23 protein-coding genes are annotated in these 21,261 nt (G+C 44.5%); 8 read left to right on the forward strand and 15 right to left on the reverse strand.

Features of this window, described 5'->3' with window-relative positions; genetic code table 11:
* Positions 1-66: 66 nt before the first annotated feature.
* From LHL20_RS00485 to LHL20_RS00495, 3 genes are all read right to left on the reverse strand, one after another.
* Entirely contained in the window at positions 67-360 is a 294-nt protein-coding gene (locus LHL20_RS00485) for a high-potential iron-sulfur protein (RefSeq protein WP_159625618.1), read from the reverse strand.
* A gap of 208 nt (positions 361-568) precedes the next feature.
* Positions 569-1,198 carry a flavin reductase family protein gene (locus LHL20_RS00490; protein ID WP_159625619.1) on the reverse strand — a complete coding sequence of 210 codons (630 nt, stop codon included), beginning with the start codon at positions 1,196-1,198 and terminating at the stop codon, positions 569-571.
* On the reverse strand, positions 1,191-1,382 hold the full coding sequence (locus LHL20_RS00495) for a CPXCG motif-containing cysteine-rich protein (RefSeq protein WP_159625620.1): 192 nt from the start codon (positions 1,380-1,382) through the stop codon (positions 1,191-1,193). The genes LHL20_RS00490 and LHL20_RS00495 overlap by 8 nt, the downstream gene beginning before the upstream one ends.
* A 184-nt stretch (positions 1,383-1,566) precedes the next feature.
* Between LHL20_RS00495 and LHL20_RS00500 the strand changes: the two genes are divergently transcribed.
* Positions 1,567-3,699 (forward strand): exonuclease domain-containing protein, encoded by a 2,133-nt coding sequence (locus tag LHL20_RS00500; RefSeq protein ID WP_159625622.1) that lies wholly within the window; start codon positions 1,567-1,569, stop codon positions 3,697-3,699.
* Positions 3,700-3,771: 72 nt separating this feature from the next.
* Positions 3,772-4,035, forward strand: coding sequence for a TIGR03643 family protein (locus LHL20_RS00505; RefSeq protein WP_159625624.1), 264 nt, complete (start codon positions 3,772-3,774; stop codon positions 4,033-4,035).
* A 7-nt stretch (positions 4,036-4,042) separates the two neighbouring features.
* Here LHL20_RS00505 and LHL20_RS00510 read toward each other — a convergent pair whose 3' ends face one another.
* Positions 4,043-4,489, reverse strand: coding sequence for a hypothetical protein (locus tag LHL20_RS00510; RefSeq protein WP_159625626.1), 447 nt, complete (start codon positions 4,487-4,489; stop codon positions 4,043-4,045).
* Between the two features lie 428 nt (positions 4,490-4,917).
* Here LHL20_RS00510 and LHL20_RS00515 point away from each other — a divergent pair, with 428 nt between their 5' ends.
* Positions 4,918-5,736, forward strand: coding sequence for a substrate-binding periplasmic protein (locus LHL20_RS00515; RefSeq protein WP_226432016.1), 819 nt, complete (start codon positions 4,918-4,920; stop codon positions 5,734-5,736).
* 71 nt (positions 5,737-5,807) lie between these two features.
* On the opposite strand, the gene LHL20_RS00520 is transcribed toward LHL20_RS00515, so the two are convergent.
* From LHL20_RS00520 to cutA, 7 genes are all read right to left on the reverse strand, one after another.
* Positions 5,808-6,752 (reverse strand): hypothetical protein, encoded by a 945-nt coding sequence (locus LHL20_RS00520; protein ID WP_201283873.1) that lies wholly within the window; start codon positions 6,750-6,752, stop codon positions 5,808-5,810.
* 357 nt (positions 6,753-7,109) lie between these two features.
* Positions 7,110-8,453, reverse strand: a complete 1,344-nt coding sequence (accC, locus tag LHL20_RS00525) for an acetyl-CoA carboxylase biotin carboxylase subunit (protein WP_159625642.1) — start codon at positions 8,451-8,453, stop codon at positions 7,110-7,112.
* 14 nt (positions 8,454-8,467) lie between these two features.
* Entirely contained in the window at positions 8,468-8,932 is a 465-nt protein-coding gene (gene accB / locus LHL20_RS00530; RefSeq protein ID WP_159625644.1) for an acetyl-CoA carboxylase biotin carboxyl carrier protein, read from the reverse strand.
* A 14-nt stretch (positions 8,933-8,946) separates the two neighbouring features.
* Positions 8,947-9,387, reverse strand: a complete 441-nt coding sequence (gene aroQ / locus LHL20_RS00535) for a type II 3-dehydroquinate dehydratase (RefSeq protein WP_202262887.1) — start codon at positions 9,385-9,387, stop codon at positions 8,947-8,949.
* A gap of 208 nt (positions 9,388-9,595) precedes the next feature.
* Positions 9,596-10,492 carry a M23 family metallopeptidase gene (locus LHL20_RS00540; protein ID WP_226431822.1) on the reverse strand — a complete coding sequence of 299 codons (897 nt, stop codon included), beginning with the start codon at positions 10,490-10,492 and terminating at the stop codon, positions 9,596-9,598.
* Positions 10,473-12,236: a protein-disulfide reductase DsbD gene (locus LHL20_RS00545; RefSeq protein ID WP_413228871.1), complete on the reverse strand. Its 1,764-nt coding sequence runs from the start codon at positions 12,234-12,236 to the stop codon at positions 10,473-10,475. The genes LHL20_RS00540 and LHL20_RS00545 overlap by 20 nt, the downstream gene beginning before the upstream one ends.
* Positions 12,237-12,355: 119 nt before the next feature.
* Positions 12,356-12,667 (reverse strand): divalent-cation tolerance protein CutA, encoded by a 312-nt coding sequence (gene cutA, locus LHL20_RS00550; protein WP_159625650.1) that lies wholly within the window; start codon positions 12,665-12,667, stop codon positions 12,356-12,358.
* A gap of 214 nt (positions 12,668-12,881) precedes the next feature.
* Between cutA and LHL20_RS00555 the strand changes: the two genes are divergently transcribed.
* The 5 genes from LHL20_RS00555 to ppiC all read left to right on the forward strand — a co-directional run bounded on the left by LHL20_RS00555 (position 12,882) and on the right by ppiC (position 17,341).
* Positions 12,882-13,400 (forward strand): FxsA family protein, encoded by a 519-nt coding sequence (locus LHL20_RS00555; RefSeq protein ID WP_226431823.1) that lies wholly within the window; start codon positions 12,882-12,884, stop codon positions 13,398-13,400.
* 277 nt (positions 13,401-13,677) lie between these two features.
* The gene (locus tag LHL20_RS00560) at positions 13,678-13,968 is read left to right on the forward strand and encodes a co-chaperone GroES (protein WP_012520088.1); all 291 of its coding nucleotides are present in this window, start codon (positions 13,678-13,680) and stop codon (positions 13,966-13,968) included.
* 40 nt (positions 13,969-14,008) lie between these two features.
* Positions 14,009-15,646 carry a chaperonin GroEL gene (gene groL, locus LHL20_RS00565; RefSeq protein WP_226431824.1) on the forward strand — a complete coding sequence of 546 codons (1,638 nt, stop codon included), beginning with the start codon at positions 14,009-14,011 and terminating at the stop codon, positions 15,644-15,646.
* Positions 15,647-16,039: 393 nt separating this feature from the next.
* On the forward strand, positions 16,040-16,903 hold the full coding sequence (locus LHL20_RS00570; protein ID WP_226431825.1) for a DUF2971 domain-containing protein: 864 nt from the start codon (positions 16,040-16,042) through the stop codon (positions 16,901-16,903).
* Between the two features lie 156 nt (positions 16,904-17,059).
* Positions 17,060-17,341, forward strand: coding sequence for a peptidylprolyl isomerase PpiC (ppiC, locus tag LHL20_RS00575; RefSeq protein ID WP_159625658.1), 282 nt, complete (start codon positions 17,060-17,062; stop codon positions 17,339-17,341).
* A 36-nt stretch (positions 17,342-17,377) separates the two neighbouring features.
* On the opposite strand, the gene LHL20_RS21140 is transcribed toward ppiC, so the two are convergent.
* The 4 genes from LHL20_RS21140 to LHL20_RS00595 form a co-directional block, all read right to left on the reverse strand.
* Positions 17,378-18,496, reverse strand: coding sequence for a diguanylate cyclase domain-containing protein (locus LHL20_RS21140; protein WP_226431826.1), 1,119 nt, complete (start codon positions 18,494-18,496; stop codon positions 17,378-17,380).
* Between the two features lie 174 nt (positions 18,497-18,670).
* Positions 18,671-19,396: a hypothetical protein gene (locus LHL20_RS00585; protein WP_226431827.1), complete on the reverse strand. Its 726-nt coding sequence runs from the start codon at positions 19,394-19,396 to the stop codon at positions 18,671-18,673.
* Between the two features lie 93 nt (positions 19,397-19,489).
* Positions 19,490-20,584: a FecR family protein gene (locus tag LHL20_RS00590; protein ID WP_226431828.1), complete on the reverse strand. Its 1,095-nt coding sequence runs from the start codon at positions 20,582-20,584 to the stop codon at positions 19,490-19,492.
* A complete protein-coding gene (locus LHL20_RS00595; RefSeq protein ID WP_226431829.1) occupies positions 20,577-21,176 on the reverse strand; it encodes a sigma-70 family RNA polymerase sigma factor in 600 nt (199 codons plus the stop codon). Before LHL20_RS00595 ends, LHL20_RS00590 begins: the two co-directional genes overlap by 8 nt.
* Positions 21,177-21,261 lie beyond the last annotated feature (85 nt).

Raw genomic sequence — 21,261 nt, forward strand, 5'->3', positions numbered from 1 at the left:
AAAAGCCCCGATGTGTTGTCGGGGCTTTCAAATGTGAATAGCAAAAAGCGGTAGTATAACTGCTTGTTAGCCTGGCTTTTTCACCCATGCACTACACCAACCGTCTGCATTTACCAGCTTGTTCGGGAAGATGTTACAAGGACGGTATTGCTCACCATCACTACCTTGTACATACATGCAGTTAGCACATTTAGCACCATCAACGGTTGATGATGGGGTGTAGTTTAATGCTTTTGCAGTTGCATCATCTGCACTTAATTGCTCTTGTGCTTGCGCGCGAAGCGCAACGCCACCTAATGTAAGACCAATTACTGTAGAGCCTGACAGCTTAAGAAAGTCGCGGCGATTTACAGATTTCATAACACTCTCCTTAAGAGATAGAAACGATAATGATTCTTTTTTATTTAGCGCCTTAAACGCAAAAACCTGCCAAAGCGGCAGGTTTTTTTACATAACTAGATACTATCTCTTTTTCAAAAAAGATCGAATAAAAACGTACACTTTCTATTGATCTACATTAAATAAACGTCACACGCCTATGTGTTTGATACAGCATCGAAGACAAAGTTCACTTCGTTTTTAGCGCTATACCGGGCTTGGCGTAGGCGAACTGTGCCAAACGGCTCGTTGCGTGATAACTATCTAAACCTGATATACAGGCGCTCTTCAGCCCTTCAATATCAACAAACCCATCACTTGCAATATAGTCTTCGCTGATATGTAGCTCTTGAATTTCGCCTATGATCATCTCTGTATCGTTGATGAGCGTGAAATGTTGTGCCACTTTAAGCCCGATTTTCACTTCACTTTCTTTTACAAAAGGTGCCGAAAAGGTCTCACTAAAAAATGGTGTTAGGCCCACGGCGTCAAATTCACTTTCATCCGGCGCATAGCGTGCAGAGGTTTGGTGCGCTTTATCAATCCAGTCGGTACTGACGTGGTTTAGCGTATAAAAGCCACTTTTTTTAATATTACCCAATGAGTCTCGTTGGACCGTGTGCGGACGCATGATCATGCCAAGTAGCGGCGGATTAGCACCGATGTGCACCACCGAACTGATAATTGCGACATTGTGCGTAGTACCATCGGAGGTGCCTAACAGCACTGCAGGCTTAAAGCCGGATAAGCTGTTTATAAGGTTAGCGCGATAGCGCTGTTCCATGCTGTCGATGTCGGTTTTAAACAAGGGGCTAGTCATTTTCTCGCGTAGCCTCTAGTTGAAGTTCATCGCCATGCTGGTAAACGTTAAGTTCAATCGGCTGGCAACATACCTGACAGTCAAGTACTTGCACTTGTCCAACATCATTTATTTCATCAATTTCAACGTCGTTCGGGGCCATACAATAAGGGCAAGAAAAGCCCATCGCGCGGGTTAAGCTCATAAAATTGTTCACCGTTTTACTCTAGTACTATATGGTACGTGGTGAAGGCGGCGGGTGATCATCTTTCAACAGGTTTTCGCTGTAGGCAATTGGCATACGTAAACGCAAACTGAAGCGCACGAGAGTTGTTAATTTATCTGTATAAATATACACTATTTGCGTGTTCAGCATTACAGTAATTACTATGCGAAAAGACTTGCCTCCACGTTATTATTTAACGCATTTTTATGAATTCTTGCACTTCTTTGAGGGGGCAAGCGCGACGCTGTTAACTGATGAAGCGGCGCGTTTTATTTCCAATTTCAAAGCGCTTGATGAAGATAAACAGTGCGTTGTGGTTCGCGCGGCAAATAGAAAGTATGCCGTTATTGATCGCAGGCAGTTTAATTATGCAGAAATTACCGCCCCTCAACAGCAGATAGACTGGTTGATAGACAATGGCTGGTTTGGTGATCTTTCAAGCGCGTCAATAAGCGATATTGCTGGTGTTTTAACCAAAGAGGCACTGCTGGGGTTACTTGGCGAGTACACCAGTGTGAGTGGTCTTGCATCGCTGACGAAACCCAAACTAGTCACACTGCTTCGCAATGAAGTTGAACAAAAGGGCTGGCCAGCGAGTTTCTCTAGTGATGATTATTTGGTGTGCCTGTTCGATGAAGCGCTGCGTTTCCTATTATTTTTGTATTTTGGTAACACCAAAAGCCGTTTAAATCAGTTTTCAATGCGCGACTTGGGGGTAATGCGAACACGCGCAGATTCTGTTAGTGACGTTGCGCGTTTTGAAACAAAAGAAGACACGCAGGCGGCGTGGTTTTATGCAAACTGCTATCGACAGCTTAATGACTTAAGTGATAGCGAATTAGAAACCCTATCTCGAAGTGACTTTCCGCAAACCCATGGTGTGTCCGCATGCTTTTATAAAGATCAATTGTTATACGCCCTCGGACTTAAACTGCTTGGCATAGCGCGCAGTCGTGCGTTAGAAGTCTTAGCACGTGCGCAAAGCGACAAAGCAAAAGAAAAGTGGCTTAGAGAAAGTTATAAAGATGGCGCGACAGATGAAGTAAAAGCCGCCCTTGAAGAGATTATTGATAACCCGCAATCAGATACCTTATTAGCCTTTGCTGAAGACTTTTACGCAAGAAAGTACCACAAGAAACGCACGAGTGCGGTAACTGACATGCTGCGCAATGCAAGCCGCTCTTTAGAAATAGATGTGAGTCAAAATCAGCAGGTGGAGCGCGGTGTGCTAGCCCATTATGCGCGACATGGTATTACCGGTTGGCGGACAGAAAATCGGCTGTGGCGTAGCTTGTTTGGACTGCTATTTTGGCAGCAACTATACGAAGAAGATACGCTGGTTACAGAGTTTGATAGGCGACCATTGTCACTTAAGCAAAACAACTTTTATGCTAAGTTCGAGTCAAGTATTGAAGCGTTGTTATCGCGCTTAAATTCAAAAGAGAAGTTGCGCTTACACATACACAAAATGGCTACACAGCACTATGGCAAAGTGAATAGTCTGTTTATGTGGTCGAGTCATTTACTCGAGCCCATTGATGCACTGATTTGTCATGGAGCGCTTGACGCAATTTATGCGTTGCTGCGTATGATGAGCAAAGACTTCGAAAACCTTCGCGATGGGTTTCCCGATGTTATGGTGTTTGATGGCACGCTGAGATTTGAAGAGATTAAAGCACCGGGCGATCAACTACGTCGCAATCAACTCGTTACTATTCAACGGTTACAGCAAGCTGGTTTTCCCGTTGCTGTAACCACTGTGAAGTGGGTGAGAGATCCACAACAGCCATACGTTGTAGTAGACATTGAAACCACCGGAGGCAACAACAGCTACAATCGCATTACTGAAATTGGCATGGTGAAACTAATTGCAGGTGTTGAAATTGACCGCTTTCAAACGCTGATTAATCCACAGCGTCGAATTCCTGCCAATATTACGCGGCTGACAGGCATTTCAGATGATATGGTTCAAGACGCACCTATTTTTGCCGAGATAGCTGATGCCGTTGCCCAGTTTACTGAAGATGCGGTATTCGTTGCGCACAACGTTAACTTTGACTATGGCTTCATAAAACAAGAATTCGCACGTTTGGAGCGCGATTTTCGTCGTCCCAAAATGTGTACAGTAAGAGAGATGCGTCGAACCTATCCCGGTTTACCGTCATATTCTCTTGCTAACTTAACACGACATTTTGATATTGAAATGGAGCAGCATCACCGCGCATTAAGCGACGCTAAGGCTGCGGCGCAATTGCTGACGCTAGTCTTTGCAAAAGATGATGAAAGCGTTGCCTAGTATTTGACACAGTGAACAAAAATCGACGACTTGCGTATTAGTGCTCACATAAGTTTATAACGAGATTTGACTATGAGCTTAACTGAAGAACAGCAATCCAGAATTATCGAAATGGCGTGGGAAGACAGAACACCGTTCGAGGCTATTGAGCGGCTTTATGGCTTGCCTGAGAAAGACGTGATTAAGTTAATGCGTAGCCACTTAAAAGAAAAAACGTTTAAAAACTGGCGCGCGCGAGTGAGTGGACGAAAAACGAAACACGCGAGCTTGCGACCTGTTGGTGTGGATAGAGGCTACTGTCCATCGCAATATAAACCAAAAGGAGCGAATAAGTAGTCTGAGTTCACTCGTCGTTTGACGACGCACAGACTGTTGTTATTGGGAGTAGAAACGTTGTTATCTGCTGACGCAGTGGGCTTGGAAATACAAAGGTATTTCCTGCCTTATTAATATTTTTGGCGTGATGAACTTGACGTAACAAGTTAGCGTAAGTGTCGTTGTTTGCCTGAATGTGCTCAATATCGCACATGACTTTTTCAATAAATTCAGCCGAAGATAAATGACTGTTTTGTTTTATCTCATCTGCTAGCGCCTTTAATACGTAAGCCTCCCACTCTTTCCTGTAGCTTTCTTCCATCCGCTCCGGAAATAACGAGAGTTCCGATATATCTTGTGCAAGGTCAACGATATCAAGGGGATCATCAAAGCGTAGTCGAAATGCAAGTAATACTTCATCTGATAACCGGGAGATGGGAAGCTTTTCTTTCAGTTGAGAATAGCGACTGGACACAATCACACCTTTTAATCTTTTAATACGGCTAACTAAGCCATTGGCTTAGTTATTAGACTAAAGTATAAAAAATGGATCGGAAATTTTAAACCTATAGAGATTAAAAATAAGTAACAAATTTGCAATGAACTCAAGCTGTTCACGTCCCGTAATAACAATTGCACTGTTAAAGTGTGTACGCGTTCTTGCTGTTTGGCCCATCGTTTGATGGGCCTTTTTTATGAACATATGCGTCAACTCTCAAAGCTTCGCCATTTGTCTAGTTGCGACTAGGCAGCACGTTCGCGTATATTACAGTTACGTTAACGTGGTTTTTTACGGTGATGAGCGAAACACACAGACATCAGTTTCCCTCTAGAACTTGGGCATATATCTGCAAGGGCACACGCTTGCTTGTTCGTATGACGAGTTTGTTGTGCGTGGCTTTCATGGTCATTGCTACTACCGCTGCCCCCGTAATGTCGTCACCTGAACCCGTCATTTCCCCGTCCGTTAACTCTACATCTAGTATGTCATCAGACGCAGTAGCCCCCGATAACGAGATTAAACCCCTCGTGATAGGCGTCACACCACGTCCGGTTTTTGTGACAGTGGACGAGCAAGGTAATCTTGATGGTCTTGATATTGCGCTGGCCAAGGCAATTTTTGCCGAAGCGGGCATGCAAATAAGTTTTCAAGTATACCCTTGGAAGCGCATAGTCCATTTGCTCGAAAATGGAGAGGTTGATGTGGCGTTGTCTGCATCAGATTCTGACCAACGGCGTGAGTTTGCGCATTTCTCTTCTGAAGCATTTCGCTTAGGTCATAATCTCCTCTTTACGCGTAAGAAGAACGTAGCATTGTTTGACCCTAATAAAGGTCTTTCTCAACTTGAAGGAAAGGCGGTTCGATTAGGCGTGCAACGCGGTGTGGCTTACTCTCATGAATATGACGAAATGCTAAAGTCTGAAGCGTTTCGCCGTAAACTCGTGGTCGTAGATACGCCTCCTCGTCTGGTCGACCTATTGTTGATTGACCGTGTTGATGCTTTTTTGGGTTCTGAACGAGATTTACATCGCGAAATAATTAAGCACGATGCAGAAGGGCAAATTGTTCCTGTGTTTTATTTAATGAACGATCAGGAAGCGAGTTCTCACATTATGTTTTCGAAAGCGTCAGTACAAAGACAGTGGGTTGAAAAAGTTGATGAGGCAATGCGAACACTTAAAGCCTCAGGCCGCTACGACGAAATATTGAGTTCGTTTTAGGTTTTAATGTCTTAAAAACTCGCTGCGCGCTTAAAATTCGTCAAAATAACTGTGTACCAGGCCCACCTATTTCATTGCTTGAATGACATTTTTACCCCTGCTAATAGTCGGCTGACACTATCTACCACATCAACTCTGACAAACCATTCAAGTTTGTGCTGCTTTGACGCGACACCACTAAACTCCAGTGAGCCGCCGTGCCCTGTGCCAAGAAAATCTTCAATAAGCTCGGCCCTAGGTCCAAATACCGTATCGATATAGCTATAGTATGCAAAGTATTCAATAGGGTAGGAGGCATTGCCGATGGCGGCAGTAAACTCGCCGCTTGCACCCAAAACAATTTTGGCAGCGGCTTCGTCTGTGCGTTGCACTAATTCGAAAAATAGGGTGTCGGCATCGTTTAAACGGTATCTGTACTCACCACGAACAAAGCTACCTTCAATAATGCGCTCTACACTGACTTCGTAACTATGGCGTTCACCCATTCGTGCAGAGTACTCCAACTCTATATACTCTTCTTCATTGCCAACGTTAAACGCCTCGCTAGCTTGGGCATCGCCAAGCTGTCCAATGACTACCTCAAGCGCGCTGTTATTTTTCAAATTGCGTACGTGCCGTAAACCAGTAATCCACCCATCCTTAGACAAACCGGTAGACGAAACACGCCCTTTATAGGTGGGAATAATGCCTACTTCTGTTTTGCCGTAATCGGCTTTATGACGAAGATACAAACGGCGTGCGTATAAATGGTCAGTCGTACTGCTGCCAAACGTGTTGTGACTTGAAGAAAAATCATCACCTGTCACCACGAAACTGTTAAGTGACCAGTTATCAGAAAGCGTTAACGCGGGATAATAGCGCAAGCGATATTGCTCGCGGCTAGGTCGGTTTGAGCGATTATCAAAGCGCACTTGTACATCAAGTTTTTGTGAGAATGTTAGTTCAGATGCAACGCCATGCTTTTGTGTGAATGACGTACAGAAGAGAAGTGCTAACAAAACGGCAATACCGCGCACGCGTAGTCCTTAATTACTCGATTATGCTGCTTATACGTATCTTGCCTGTACATGGGGTTAAAGTAAAAAAAAAGCCGGCAAGGGTGCCGGCCATAAGTGGAGGTGGACTCCAATGAGGGTTGAACTCGTTCATTAAACAGTTCGGAAACACACATTTCAAAACAGGGAGATGTCTTAAAACTTGAAATAAGTATAGGGCGGGTATTTAAATAAAAAAATCGCTAAAAATTGATTGTTGTAATCGTATTTATAGAATTTGCTGAATAGCGAATAGCGAATAGCGAATAGCGAATAGCGAATAGCGAATAGCGAGAAAATTGGGCTACACAAAAAACAGCGTGTAGCCCAAAGGGGGGATTAGGCTAAACCTAGTTTCTTCTCTAGATAGTGGATGTTGGTACCACCTGCAAAGAAGTTTTCGTCGGCCATAATCGCGCGTTGAAGTGGAATGTTGGTTTTAATACCTTCAACAACAATCTCTTCAAGCGCATGGCGCATACGAGCGATAGCTTCATCACGGCTTTCACCGTAGGTAATAAGTTTACCAATCATTGAGTCGTAATAAGGCGGTACGTGGTAGCCTGCGTAAATGTGCGACTCCCAACGAATACCAAGACCACCCGGTGCATGGAACATATCGATAGGTCCAGGGCTTGGGATGAAGGTCTTAGGATCTTCTGCGTTTATACGACATTCAATCGCGTGACCACGAATTTGAATTTGCGACTGATCAATTGACAGCGGTTGTCCTGCCGCTATGCGCAATTGCTCTTTAATCAAGTCGACGCCAGTGATCATTTCAGACACCGGGTGCTCAACCTGAATACGCGTATTCATTTCAATGAAGTAAAACTCACCGTTTTCATACAAGAATTCGAATGTACCTGCACCGCGATAGCCAATTTCAATACAGGCTCTGCGACAGCGGTCACCAATTTTTGTACGCATTTGTTCAGAAATACCAGGTGCAGGTGCTTCTTCAACGACTTTTTGGTGGCGACGTTGCATAGAGCAGTCACGCTCACCTAGGTGGATAGCATTACCTTGACCATCAGCAAGTACCTGAATTTCCACGTGACGAGGGTTCTCAAGGAATTTTTCCATGTATACCGTCGAATTACCAAACGCGGCACCAGCTTCTGCTTGCGTGGTTTCAATGGCTTTAATGAGTTCGTCTTCGCTGCGTACAACACGCATACCACGACCACCACCGCCACCTGCGGCCTTAACAATAATTGGATAACCAATACGCTTAGCAATAGCTTTATTGCGTTCTACGTCGTCAGTAAGAGGGCCATCAGACCCAGGTACACACGGAACGCCTGCTTTTTTCATTGCATTAATTGCCGAAACTTTATCACCCATCAGGTTAATGGTTTCTGCTTTAGGACCAATAAAGATAAAACCGCTCTTTTCAACGGCCTCGGCAAAATCGGCGTTTTCTGCTAAAAAGCCGTAGCCTGGGTGAATAGCAATTGAGTTTGTTACTTCAGCAGCAGCAATAATGCGCGGAATATTAAGATAGCTTTCGGTTGCTGACGCTTTGCCGATACAAATCGACTCATCGGCAAGCAACACGTGCTTTAAGTTTTTATCCGCAGTGGAATGCACCGCAACGGTCTTGATGCCTAATTCCTTACAGGCTCTCAAGATTCGTAGGGCAATTTCACCACGGTTAGCAATTAGTACTTTATCTAGCATAGTGAAGTACTCGCTTATTCAATGATAAACATTGGCTGATCGAATTCTACTGGGTCTTGGTTGTCTACCAAGATAGCCTTCACAACACCTGCTTTATCAGCTTCAATTTGGTTCATCATCTTCATTGCTTCTACGATACAAAGCGTATCGCCCACTTTAACTTGCTGACCTACTTCAGCGAAAGGCTTCGCTGTAGGTGAAGATGCGCGGTAGAAAGTACCTACCATTGGAGACTTAACGACATGTCCGTCTGGCTGTGCTGGCTCGGCAGGAGCTTCTGATGCTGTTGTTGCCGCAGCTGCTGGTGCAGGAGCTACTTGAGGTGCAGCAGGTGCCGCAAAGCTGTAGTTTACTGGCGCTTGAACACCAGTAGGGCCACGGTGAATGCGTACTGACTCTTCGCCTTCAGTGATCTCAAGCTCGGCAATGCCTGATTCTTCCACTAGCTCGATGAGTTTTTTAATCTTTCTAATATCCATGTTCTGTCTCTGCGTTATTTTTGCGATTTCGGTAAATTGATTGCCGCAGTTAGCGCGAGCGAATAGCCCATGGCACCAAGACCAACAATGACGCCAGCTGCAACATCAGAAAAATAGGAGTGATGACGAAACGGCTCACGGGCGTGAACGTTCGACAAATGCACTTCAATAAACGGGATATTGACACTCAGTAATGCATCGCGCAGTGCGACACTGGTGTGCGTAAAAGCAGCAGGGTTAATGATAATCGCGTCAACGTTACCCATAGCAGCATGTACACGTTCAATCAGCGCATGCTCCGCATTTGATTGAAAATGCGAGAGCGTTACGTCACTTGACGCAGCCTGTGCCGTCAAGTCATCTACGATGTCTTGAAGCGTTTGTGTGCCATACTTATCGGGTTCACGTTGGCCTAACATATTTAAGTTAGGGCCATTTAATAACAAAATATTCATCTAGTTTGCTGCTATCTTCGGGAAAATGTCACTGTTATTGCTATTTCAACAAACTTTTGTGACAGTTGCACGAAAAAAAGCCAATTTCTTTGCTCGTTTATTGTGTTAATAGATGATTATAGAGATAGAGAAAGATTTCGCAGCAAAATACTGGTCTAATCAGGTGTTTTCGGTGCAAAGTTAGGTGGGATTTCGCGTGCTTAATGGCTTATTGGGAAGACAGTTCGAAAGGCACACTTTGGTAGCCGCCGTGAAACTTTGCTACATAGATGCCGAAATGTAAGTGCGGCAATGACGAAAAACCCGTATTACCGGTGTAACCGATTAGCTGCCCCTGCTGAACTTCTTGGCCTTGTTTGACCGCTACTCCCTTGTACTTCAGGTGGTAGTATTCGCCCGTGGTGCCATCGCTATGCAATATAACCACGTAATTAGCATGTTTGGCAAAACGACTTGATGCCCCGCCTTTTTTCCCATCGTCTTTGGTATCGATCACCACACCGCTGCGCGCTGCTAAGATGGGCGTACCCACTGGCGCTGCAAAATCCAGAGTATAGCGCGACGGACCTGTGTGGCTAAAATTGCCGTTGAAGCCCTGAACAATGCGGTACTGCTTGGCAGGTTGTAATGGAGGCAAATACTTGATGTTGTCATCGTGAGTCGCGTTTATGTCGCCTACGGTCCATTTTACGCGCATTGTGCGCCAAAATTGGCGCGTGCTGGCTACCTCGCCAAGTACAATGGGGTCATCTGAATCTAAGAATGCGTTTGCGTGCGCAATTGGCTTGCGTGTTGATGCTTCTGATACCCCGTGACGCTCTTTATGGGAATAAAGTGCATCTGAATATAGGGTAAGTGCAACAGGTAGCGGTACATACCGTTTTACGGTTACTTGATATCGGGTTTTATCATAAGAAAGTGGGGTGAGTTCAAAACAAAATCGACGATTGTCAAAACACCCTTCATTTTTATTGTTTGCATTGGCTGGTATAAGCGATGCGAGCGAAAATACCAACAACACGACAAACACAACACACGAGACAATAAGCCGAGGCTGAATATTGCCCCGGCTTTCTTTATGTTCACTATTTGTTTGCATTTCCATTAACGGTGGCATTGATATGCGAGGTGAACTCGTCTGCGTTCATAAAGCCGGTAACACGCGCTTTATTAATTTCGCTGCCGCTGGTATCGAAAAACAATATTGTGGGCAGCCCGAGTATTTCAAACTCATCAAACACTTCTTGACGCTCTGGTGTATTTTCAGTCAAGTCCATTTGCATCCATACTGTATTACTCAGGGCATTCAAGACGTTTGCCTCTGGGAAGGTGTACTTCTCGAACTCTTTACATGCCACACACCAGTCAGCATATAAGTCGACCATCACGGTTTTGCCTTGCGCATTAGCGTCAGCTATTTTGCGTTGTAAATCGCTTAAGTTTTTGGCGACAACAAACTCAGGGTGCCCTTTCTTATCTCCCCAGTAACCTGTGTTCTCACCTGCTTGATAAATCATCCCAACGCTGCCCATCACGCCAATGGCTACAACAACTGCGCGCAGTAATTTCATTTTACTATTCGGCGTGGCGCGATTTATCGTCCAATAATAACCAAATAACCCAGTCGCTAATGCAGCCCACAAGAAGTCGGAATAAGGACTGTTCCACAAACGCTCAATAAAGACGATAGCAACAGCCAGCATCATAAAGCCGAACGTAACCTTAACCACATTCATCCAATTACCCGCTTTGGGTAGCAGTTTGCCGCCAGTCATACCGAATAGAATAAGTGGTACGCCCATGCCTACCGACAACAGGTATAGCGAAATAAAGCCCAATGTCATATCGCCTGTTTGTGCAATAAAAAGCAAAATGCCGGTAAGCGGTGCTGTAGTACAAGGCGAAGCAATAAGGCCAGACAGTACACCCATAACAAACACGCCAACAAAGCTGCCTGGTGTTTGGTTGTTACTCATATGCGTGAGCTTTTCTTGATACTTAGCGGGCAGTTGAATTTCAAAGCCGCCAAAAAGTGCCACTGCCAATAGCACAAAAAGTACAATGAATACCGCTAATACCACAGGGTGCTGAAGCGCTGCTTGAAATTGTGCCCCTGCCACCGCAACCACTAAACCTAGCAGCGAGTAGGTGATGGCCATGCCTTGCACATAAACAAACGTAAGCCAAAATGCATGCGACGTCGTTTTAGGTTTTCCCTGTCCGATAACAATACCCGACACGATGGGGTACATTGGAAAAACACAAGGCGTAAAGGCAAGGCCAATACCTAGTGCAAAGAAAAGGGCTAAAGTAAGCGGTAAATTGTCTTTATTAATTAGCTTTTCTGCAAGAGTGAACTGCTCACTAACCGGCGTGTCGGTGTTATTGGTGGGTGTAGCTGCCGCATTAGCAGCATTGGCACTGTCTAATGCACTTAAGTAAACCACCTTCACCGTTGGGGGGTAACATAAACCGGCATCAGCGCAACCCTGATAGCGTACTTTCACCACACCATTATCGTCGGCACTTTCAATGGGCAGGGTAATCGTTACGGTGTTGTAAAACACTTCAGATTCACCAAAAAATTCATCTTGGATCATAGTGCCTTGTGGATAGATCGCCTCACCCACCTCGGCTTGCTTTGTAACGTATTTAAATTGCTTTTTATATAGGTAATAACCATCGGCAATAGAAAAGGTAAGCGTTAAAGTACTACCTTGTTGGTTGAAGTCGAAAACAAACGCCTGATCGACATCAAGAAATTGAGGTTCGTTTGCAAAAGGGTCGTCAAACCCGCCGGCAATCTGAGCATTGGCCTGTAGTGCAAAACACGCAAGCATGAACAGCATACACACAAGCGTGAATGCACGTGCTGCAAGTGAGCGAGGTGCGCTGCTGCGCTCGCCCGAAAATTTCGATAATGTCGTTGTCATAGCGTATAAATCAATCTTACTTCTTTAACTCGTTATTATTGCAAGGTGGCTTGCAGCCAGTGCCCATAAGCATGACTGGCCTCGGCATTAAGCTCAAGCCATTCTGGTACGTCGTATGGGTGTAGCTTGCTCACCTTTTCATATGCTTGCAATACCTTCTGGGTATTCGTTTTGATAATTAGCTGACACTCGGTATCCGTTTCAATCTTACCTTGCCACTCATAAACTGACCGTATGCCTTTTATTATATTTACACAGGCAGCCAGTTTGTTTTGCAACAGAGCGTACGCAATATCGTTCGCAACGTCTTCATTTGGTACCGTGCAAAGTATTAATTTGATTGTCATGGTGCATGCCCTTCTGTCGAATAAATTGTGCATCGACTCAGTCACCACAGTATACGCAGACCGTTAATGCGCACACATTCTTTCACACCTTTAAAGGTGTAAGCGTGTTATCGGTCGCTAGCACTGACCGATTGACCGATTCAATGGCACCTTTTCTTGTTATTACGTTCAAAGACCCTATAACAGAGTATGAGAATATGAAAGAGGAACCATTTTGCGGGTTTTATTTATACTTTTTGCCGTATTACCCATTATCGAAATCGCCCTACTTGTTAATGTTGGCAGCATGATTGGTGGTTGGAATACCATTGGTTTAGTTATTTTAACTGCCTTTATTGGCGCTTATTTTGTTAAGCGTGAAGGTATTAGCACCCTTCAGACCGCACAAGCGAAAATGCAGCGCAACGAAGTACCAGGGCGAGAACTCGTGGAAGGCCTAATGCTTGTCGTGGCGGGCGTGTTATTGGTCACGCCTGGGTTTATCACTGATATTTTCGGGTTTATGTTTGCACTACCAGGCTCAAGACACTTGCTTGCCGCGCAAGTAACCAAACATTTGAAAATGCATGTTGTCGCAGGCAGCGCGGGCGTAGCGGGTGCGTTTGGACAAGGATTTAACCACAATCAACACAATCCGTTTAATCAACCGAATTCCCAGCATGGCAATGGTGATGTGTTTGAAGGAGAGTATTCAGATAACACAACCAACGATCCAGATAAGCGCCTTAAGTAGCCGTCAGATTGTTAAAGCGCACCATCGACCTTCACGCCGTTTAGCGCGACAAACGGCGTTTACTTGCCTAGCAAAATTAAGTATTTAGCCAAAAAACCAAATTTTTTACATTTTTTTGCTTAAAAACCCTTGAAGTTGTCTGGGTACTACCCCATCTATCCGTGCAGAAACGATTTTAACTGCTCAGTAATGAGCAACCCAGGCACACAACATTCAGGCAGTCTGAGTGTTGGTAATCACATAAACTTGAATAGTGGAATTTTCAGGAGACTTGAAAATGGCAATTCGTCCTTTACACGACCGCGTAATCCTTAAGCGCGCAGAGCAAGAAAGCAAATCTGCAGGCGGTATCGTTCTGACTGGTTCTGCAGCAGAAAAATCTACACGCGGCGAAGTAATCGCAGTAGGTAACGGTCGCATTCTTGAGAACGGCGAAGTTAAAGCGCTAGACGTTAAAGTAGGCGACACCGTTATTTTCAACGACGGTTACGGCGTTAAAACAGAAAAGCTGGATGGTGAAGAAGTACTTATCCTAAGCGAAAGCGACATTCTAGCGATTGTTGAGTAATTGCAACTAACGTTAAAACGAATTTTAGAGGAATTTGATCATGGCAGCTAAAGAAGTACGTTTTGGTGATGACGCTCGCAGCAAAATGCTAAAAGGCGTAAACACACTAGCTAACGCAGTTAAAGTAACACTAGGTCCAAAAGGCCGCAACGTTGTTCTAGATAAGTCTTTCGGTGCACCGACTATCACTAAAGATGGTGTGTCTGTAGCGAAAGAAATCGAGCTTGAAGACAAGTTCGAGAACATGGGCGCACAGATGGTTAAAGAAGTTGCGTCTAAAGCGAACGACGAAGCAGGTGACGGTACTACTACTGCAACTGTTCTAGCGCAAGCTATCGTAACTGAAGGCCTTAAGAGCGTTGCAGCGGGCATGAACCCAATGGATCTTAAGCGCGGTATCGACAAAGCAGTTGCGGCAGCAGTTGAAGAGCTTAAAGCCCTTTCTACTGACTGTGCAGACAGCAAGTCTATCGCTCAAGTAGGTACTATCTCTGCAAACTCTGATTCAGAAGTTGGCGACATCATTGCTCAAGCAATGGAAAAAGTAGGTAAAGAAGGTGTTATCACTGTAGAAGAAGGTCAGGCACTTCAAAACGAATTAGACGTTGTTGAAGGTATGCAGTTCGACCGCGGTTACCTATCTCCATACTTCATCAACAATCAAGAAAACGGTACTGTTGAACTAGACAACCCGTTCATCCTATTGGTTGACAAGAAGATTTCTAACATCCGCGAACTACTTCCTACCCTTGAAGGCGTAGCGAAAGCGGGTAAGCCGCTAATGATCATCGCTGAAGATGTTGAAGGCGAAGCGCTTGCTACACTAGTAGTGAACAACATGCGCGGTATTGTTAAAGTTGCAGCGGTTAAAGCACCAGGCTTTGGTGACCGTCGTAAAGCAATGCTTCAAGACATCGCTATCCTAACTGGCGGTACAGTAATCTCTGAAGAAATTGGTCTAGAGCTTGAAAAAGTTCAGCTTGAAGACCTTGGTACTGCCAAGCGCGTAGTTATCAACAAAGACAACACAACTGTTGTTGACGGTAACGGCGACCAAGAAGCGATTGAAGGCCGTTGTGCTCAAATCAAAGGTCAAATTGAAGAGTCTACGTCTGACTACGACAAAGAGAAGCTTCAAGAGCGTCTAGCTAAGCTTTCAGGCGGTGTTGCAGTAATTAAAGTTGGTGCAGCAACTGAAGTTGAAATGAAAGAGAAGAAAGACCGCGTAGAAGATGCACTACATGCAACTCGCGCAGCGGTTGAAGAAGGTGTGGTACCTGGTGGTGGTGTAGCACTAGTTCGTGCGGCAGCTAAACTTGCTGACCTTACTGGCGACAACGAAGACCAAACCGTAGGCATTAAGCTTGCACTACGTGCAATGGAAGCGCCTCTACGTCAAATCTCTATCAACTCAGGTGCAGAAGCATCTGTAGTAGTTAACGCAGTGAAGAACGGCGAAGGTAACTACGGTTACAACGCAGGTAACGACACTTACGGTGACATGTTAGAGATGGGTATTCTTGACCCAACTAAAGTAACGCGCTCTGCACTACAGTTCGCATCATCAATTGCTTCACTAATGATCACGACTGAAGCAATGGTAGCTGAGCTACCTAAAGAAGACGCGCCTGCAATGCCTGATATGGGCGGCATGGGCGGAATGGGCGGCATGATGTAAGAATCGCCCCGCTTTCAGGGTCATTATAAATCAATGACTTAGAAGCCTATCGAAACCAACTGTGGTACGTTTTGTGTCACGGTTGGTTTCACACTTTTCCCTTAATCTTTTTCTACAATATTCCATCAGCTTCCCAATAGCTACCCCTTATCTTTACCTCAATCAAATAAGCTCTGTATGGCTCTCTACGATCACGTAACGTAGACATAAGCCAATGCCTTACTGTGTCTAAAAGTCGCCTCACAGAACACCTGACGATCTCCTATGGGTACAGGGGGGAGGGGGCGAGGTAATACCCTTCCTATGCGATTGCGGCGTTCCATGCTTTTTGAAAAAAACGTGTGTTACTTTTGGTCATTTTTTAATAGGCTGAGTTAACTAAGGAGAGTAGCAATGCAAAGAGAAATAGATCCATTAATCTTACAAGTTGCGGAAGACCACAAGACTGCGTACCAGACTGGTAAAGATGGGCTGTTTAGATATTCGCTCTATTCTAAGAAATATGCTTACAGGCATGCCGCTCTCTTTACTGATGGGCTGTTGTACCACAGTAACCCTAACTCATTTAACGACCCCTTTGACTGTAAGTTCCACATACCTTTTCCTGACCCCTTAATCGATGACGACAACCTCAAAGGTTTCATAAGTGATATTGAGTTTATGCACAAGTTATACGAAGAGTTAGGAATTGCATTACCGCGCCGGTCTATGGACAGTATTCTTTCAGATGCGAGTATTAGGGAGTCTTTTTATAAGGCCATTAGTGGAGAATATGAGAAAACAAGGGTCTGCTGTTTTACCTCTAAAAATGATAACCCTCTTTTTTGGTCTCATTACGCCAATTCACATAAGGGATATTGCGTAAGGTTTGCAGTGACTGACAATCCCAAAAGCGTAATTCATAACGCTAGGCAGATCGTTTATTCAGAGGACTACCCCACGATAACATTCCCAATTATGACGAAATTAGTGAAGGCGTTGATTCCGTATTTCCGTAAGTCTAAAGAATGGGAATATGAGGATGAATACAGAAGCATTTTTAGTCCCCATTGGTTCAAGCAGCTTGAGAATAACGGAGAGTCATTATTGCTTACCAACGATAAAATCACTGACGTCTATTTTGGTGTCAAAATGTCAGATGAAGATAAGAAAGACGTTATTCAGCTCATCGATGACGGTCCCTTCACCCCCCAAATTTGGCAAACAAAAACACACCACAGCAAATATGAACTGGAGTTCGAGGCTTATAAGCCTTAACTGTCAAAATTTCACACTTTTAAACTGACACTGTCACAAACCTGATTTTTAGAGTTGTTGACAGTGCATCTCTTGGGTGTCAATATCTCTTGAAATCTTAACGGCATAAGCGGGTTGCGTTATAATAACGGCTATATTCACTTACTGAGCACACACATGGCCACAGCATCTGCCGTTCATATCTTGGTTAAAACCGAAAAAGAAGCCTTGTCTATTCTTGAGCAGTTAAAGAAAGGAAAAGATTTTGCGACGCTTGCAAAACGCCACTCTACCTGTCCTTCTGGCAAGCGCGGCGGCGACTTAGGTGAGTTTCGTCGTGGTCAGATGGTGAAAGCTTTTGACGATGTGGTGTTTAAGAAAGAGGTACTTAAGGTACATGGTCCTGTGAAAACGCGTTTTGGTTATCACCTTATAAAAACTCTTTATCGCAGCAAGTAAGCGCGCCATTGCGTTATTTATGCGTGTTGTTACGCGCTAAGAATATTGTTGCTCTGATGGCGAGACAGTACTGTGGTTATACTCTGCATATTGATTCTTGCCTGCATGTTTAGCCTGATAGAGTGCTTTGTCGGCATGAGAGTACAATTCAGTTATGGTTAATAGTGCTTCTTCTGGCTTAGCAAATGCAATTCCACATGAAGCCGTTACTATTTTATGAGGCGGGTTGTTGATATGTTCAATGTTCAGTTGGGCAACTTGCTCACACAGTGATTGGCAGAATTTGAGTCCGTTTTCGCGGTTATCGCATGTAGCCACGAACGCAAATTCTTCTCCGCCAGTGCGAAACGCATATTCATTTGCCCTTCTACTGAGACGAGTTAATAGCTTTCCTACTCGTTTTATTACGGCATCTCCTTCAGGATGTCCATATTTATCGTTATATCGTTTGAACTCATCTAAATCTAAAATGATGAGCATTAACATGCTTTTCTCGCGATGAGCGCGATTAATCTCGTATTTCATTACCCGATTAAATTCGCGACGATTTAACAGCCCCGATAGTTCATCTGCTTTAGCTACCCCTTCAATTGCCTTTTCAGTAAGCCGCACGTAGCGAATAAGGAAATACCACAGAACAAGGACAAACAAAAAAGAGATAACCATCGAAAGGATCAAATAGAAACCGCGCTGCTCTTGGCTTTTATTTATGTCGAACTGTGTGCGTTTAAGTACTTCATCTATGGCATTGGTCAGCCCTTCACTAAACGCCATTTTATAAGCTTGATATTGCTCACTTTTCAATAGTTGTACGGCTTGGGCCCGTTGATTCTGGGCTGCTAACTCAAAAGCGCGTTTTTCAAGGGCAATTAATTGATTATTAGCCTGTGCGGTATCTTCAAAGAAACGTGCAATGCTAGGGTCTAACTCTGATGCCTTTTGAAGAGATTCATCTAGCGAGGCTTCGTACTTGAGGTATCGGGCACGCCACTTTTCATCGTCATCTAGCGCGGCAGCCAGTGCTGACATAGAAAGCACTTCATCGTGATAGGTAATTTCCTGAGCCAGCAATTTGAGCGAATGAAACTGCGAGCTTAAAAAGTACTGTTTATTGAAAAAGTACACGGTATTGGAGGCCGTAAAAATAAGTGCCACAAGCGCAATACTAAGCAATACAAATAGTGTTAAGCGCAATGAGTAGATGCGCTTGGGTACAAAGTGACTTTTTTTCAGAGCATCTTACCTATTTGTAACCGTAAGGTAAGTGTAGAAGTCTCCCGCTAATGTGTCGAAACTGTTGCTCGTAAAAAACATTAAATTGTTGTGGGGCTAGTTACCGGGTATCCATTTTTCACCACACACACTGTGCTTGGTGTAAATGGCGTAAGGGCTGCCTTTTTCATGAATATCGCGGCGTAATGCTTCGTTGTGATCAACGGTAATAAAGGGCGTTGTAGCGGCTGTACCTTCGCTATCTAGCGAGTAATAGCTGCTGGAATAATTCGCAAGCAGCATTCTATTATCAATACCGTTATCGGTTAAACGAACCCGAGTGACTGCCTTAAATGTGGTATTGGGATTGGTAAGTCCTACTATTTTCTTAAAGTAATACCCTTTGTCAGACTGTAGCTGCGAAAAGCCGTTGAGTGTCTCAATGAGGTTTTTAAGGGTGATGGCTTCGCGCTGAAGCATAAAGTCGTGGTGAACACTGTTGCCGTCTTTGCCCGCGGTATAGGCTTGCTCAGACTCAAAGCTACTCAGTTGAGCTTGTCCTTCTTCGGTGTAGTGCACTAATGCTTGTGTATTCATATTTACGTAATAGTCACTGATACCAGCAGGGACAACTTCAAATAACATGATGTCAGGGGTTGCTGCACCACGTTCTTCAGGTGTTTGTGGGCCTTTGGCAACGCATTTGTCTGATATGAAATAATAATACTGCCCTGCCTCAATGGCATAGACTGGCGCTGTCGCTATGCTGCCAAGTACTGTTATTAACAGCATTAATACAGTTCTTACGCGTTGGGTATTTTGTTGGTTTGTATTAAGAGGCATAGCGATATGACCTTTACTATCATTTCTATTTCGGTGAAACGTTATTGTAAGGGCTTAGTACTATAAGGGCGAGAGCTGCTTCGCTTTTGCTTGTTACTGCACGCGCGAGCGAAGCACAATGGTATCGTCAGTATAGTCTGTCGAAATTTGTAAATTGTCTGCCAACGTCGCAATTAGTGCATCAACATCGTTGGTGTTAAATAGGCCTGCAACTTGTAGATTGGCTAACGAGGTATCGCCAAGCACTACGGTCTTGTCAGTGTAGCGGCTAACCTCTTCAATAACATTTATGAGCGTTTCACCGCGAAATACAATTTTGCCTTCACGCCAACTTAAGTCATTGGCAATATCTTGTTCTGAAATAGGCTCCACAGTGCTATTTGGTAAAGAGAGCACTGACTTTTGACCTTGAACCAAGGTCATCGCATTGTTTGTGGATTTGATCACAGGGGCCAAAAGCCTATTGCCGTCGGTTTGCGTTAACGTATAGCTGGCTACCTCTACGACACCCTCAGTGACAACAAGCTCTAGGTCGCCGCGATGATATTGCACATTAAATGCGGTACCAACGGCTTGAATCGCTTTTCCTGCCGCCAGCACATTAAGCGGTCGCTGTTTGTCTTTGGCTACTTCTATATGAAGTTCACCGCGCAGAAGTTCTATTGTGCGAGACGTATCAGTAAACGCAATATTGACCTGCGAATTGGTGTTGAGCCACAGTGTACTGCCATCTTCTAAACTAATGCTTTTGTGTTCACCGGGTTTAGTCGATGCTTGTAATGAATAGCGCGCCACTTGCGCAATATCGTTATGTTGCGGTTGCGATGAGAAAAACTGAAAACCTTGGAAACTCAACACCCCTACTAGCAGTAAGGACGCAGCAATTGCTATTGGACGCTTCCAGCGCAAATTAGCCAAGTGCGTCACGGTCTTATCGCTAGACTCAGGCGCGTGGGGTACGATATCCGCCAACTCATTAAGTACCGACATTTTGTCCCATAGTGCCACCATTTCTAAAAAGGTGTCGCGATGCAAAGGAATAGCCAACCACGCTTTAAGTGCGTTCGTTTGTTCAGCGTCGAGCCCACTTTCTAGCTTAACCAACCACATGCTTGCTTCATCCAGCACGCGCTCGTCGCTTTTTAAAGGTACTACGTTGTCTGGCGACTGGTTTGGTGAATTAGTCATGTGCGTCTCTCTTTACCCGCTCACTGTTTGAATGCCCACTACGTATATAAGCGCTTGGCCGTGATTGCGGACTGCTTTCGCTACCTTGCCGGCGCATAAACAAGGTGCATCGTTTTATACCTTCGGCAATATGTTTTTCCACGGTCTTTTCGCTAATCTCTAACTCTTGGGCAATCTCTTTAAGAGAGTAGCCATACACTTTCTTTAATACAAATGCGCGCCTACATTGTTTTGGGAGCGCGCGCACCGCATCACAAAATAGCTTAAATTCTTGTTGTGTAGCATTGTTGTTGAACGTTTCATCGTCAACACCACTAATCGCGCTTTCAAGCGCTTGTGCCACTTCAACACTGTCGTCGACCATACGCGTATCGGCGCGTTTTAAATGGTCGTATGCCAAATTTTTTGCTGTTTTAAACAAAAATGATTTGGGCTCTTTAATATGCTCTGTCGATTTCGCCTGACATAAACGCACGTAGGTATCCTGGAGAATATCATCCACTTCTTTAGGCGGCACAAGTCGCGATAGCATTTTAGCCATCGAACCACGGGCCGACATATAGGCATTATGTATGGCTGTTTCTATGGGCATATTGTTATTTTTTATCGTTGTTACTTATACAGACGAGTGCGCGGTCATTTTCCCCCAATGTTTTTTCAATTAGCAATGAAAAACA

The sequence above is a fragment of the Alteromonas sp. McT4-15 genome, assembly GCF_020515205.1.
Taxonomy (GTDB): domain Bacteria; phylum Pseudomonadota; class Gammaproteobacteria; order Enterobacterales; family Alteromonadaceae; genus Alteromonas.